Annotated in this window: 2 protein-coding genes; both read left to right on the forward strand. The window is 44.6% G+C overall.

Translation table 11 applies throughout. From position 1 onward, the window contains the following. Nucleotides 1-744, forward strand: a 744-nt coding sequence (gene dapB, locus A3739_RS09065; protein ID WP_068501069.1) for a 4-hydroxy-tetrahydrodipicolinate reductase, incomplete at its 5' end; no start/stop codon positions are given. A 249-nt stretch (nt 745-993) separates the two neighbouring features. After that, complete coding sequence (carA, locus tag A3739_RS09075) at nt 994-2124, forward strand: glutamine-hydrolyzing carbamoyl-phosphate synthase small subunit (RefSeq protein WP_068478038.1); 1131 nt, start codon at nt 994-996, stop codon at nt 2122-2124. Nucleotides 2125-2131: the final 7 nt, after the last annotated feature.

The following is a 2131-nucleotide window of genomic DNA, read 5'->3' on the forward strand; positions in this document are numbered from 1 at the left end:
GTTCATCAATCAGCAGAAGCAGAATTAAGCGCAGCGATTGTTTTGCCAGACAGTAGTGTGATTGGTGCCGATGCAGGTGAGTTGTCTGGGATTGGTAAAAATGGCGTTAGTGTTGTGGGTCACTTGAGTGAAGTGATTGATGATTTTGATGTGTTGATCGATTTTACTGCTCCTGATGCCACGCTAGAAAATGCCAAACTATGTGCTGAGAACGGCAAGGGTATCGTGATTGGTACAACGGGCTTTACTCCTGAAGAAGAAGAATTGCTTTTGTCGTATCAGGCGAACGCCGCGATGTGTAAAGCTGCGAATTTCAGCACGGGTGTGAATATGTGTCTTAATCTCTTGAAAAAAGCCGCAGAGATTTTAGGCGATGATTATGATGTCGAAATTTACGAAGCGCATCATAAGCATAAAGTGGATGCACCATCTGGTACGGCTTTGGCGATGGGTGAATCAGTAGCTGAAGGGTTAGACCGCAATCTACGTGAGGTAGCTGTTTACGGACGTGAAGGCCAAACAGGCGCACGAAATAAAGAAACGATTGGTTTTGCAACGGTTCGCGGTGGTGATGTTGTCGGTGATCATACTGTGATGTTTTTGGGCGATGGAGAGCGTGTTGAAATTACACACAAGGCATCGAGTCGAATGGCGTTCGCAAATGGTGCGGTGCGTGCTGCTGCTTGGTTGCATTCTCAGGAGCCCGGTCTGTATGAAATGCGCGATGTTTTAAATCTTAAGTAATGAGACGCGTAATTTTTGTGCAGTAAATGCTTTGATCGCATAGACAACAAAATGTGAAATATGTACAATGCCGCCGCTTGAGATAAGGCGTTGTACATAAAAACGCGAAAGAATTATAAAAAGCGAGATGAGCAAATGTTCATCTCGCTTTTTTGCAACTAGCATTCGCTAAATGCATCTCAAGCCCGCCAAAGACGGTTTCTTTCGATACGAAAAATACACTGCTTGGACAAGCGCGAGGAACTGGTGTTGACTAAACCCGCTATTTTAGCTCTTGAAGATGGCTCCATATTCAAGGGTATCTCTATCGGTGCAGATGGAGAAACTACTGGAGAAGTTGTTTTTAACACCGCGATGACGGGGTATCAGGAAATTCTTACTGACCCATCATATGCAAAACAAATTGTTACTTTGACCTATCCTCACATCGGTAATACTGGTGTTAATGAGGAAGATGTAGAAAGCGACCAAATTTGGTCAGCTGGTCTAGTAATTCGTAATCTTCCTTTGCTTGCTAGCTCATGGCGTAATGAGAAGCCATTAGATGTTTATCTCTCTGAAAATAATATTGTTGCGATCGCGGATATCGATACACGTCGTTTGACGCGTATTTTGCGCGAGAAGGGCGCCCAGAATGGTTGTATCCTCGCTGGTGATAATATTTCAGAAGAACTGGCATTAGAAAAAGCAAAAGCATTCCCTGGTCTTAAGGGAATGGATTTGGCAAAAGAAGTGACGCATCAAGAAGTCTATGAATGGACTGAAGCAGAATGGGACTTGAGCTCTGGTTATGCGCAAGCAAAAGATTCTGAGTTCCACGTAGTTGCTTACGACTTTGGTGTGAAGCGCAATATTCTGCGTATGCTTGCTGAACGCGGTTGTAAATTGACTGTGGTTCCAGCACAAACTCCTGCAAGTGAAGTGCTTGCTTTGAACCCTGATGGGGTGTTCCTCTCTAATGGTCCTGGTGACCCAGAGCCATGTGGCTATGCAATTTCTGCGATTCAAGAAATTCTAGAGACTAAAAAGCCAGTGTTTGGTATTTGTCTTGGTCATCAGTTGTTAGCACTAGCGAGCGGCGCAAAAACGGTCAAGATGAAGTTTGGTCATCACGGTGCGAACCACCCTGTTCAAGATTTGGCGACGGGCGAAGTGATGATTACGAGTCAGAACCATGGTTTTGCGGTGGACGAAGAGTCGTTGCCTAGTAACATCGAAGCAACACATAAATCTTTGTTTGATGGAAGTTTGCAGGGTATCAAGCGCACAGATACTCCGGCTTATAGTTTTCAGGGTCACCCAGAAGCAAGCCCAGGGCCGCATGATGTAGCGCCATTATTTGACCAATTTATTGCTGAAATGCGTAAAGCGGCAAAATAAACAAAAT

This window comes from Oleiphilus sp. HI0067, assembly GCF_001635735.1.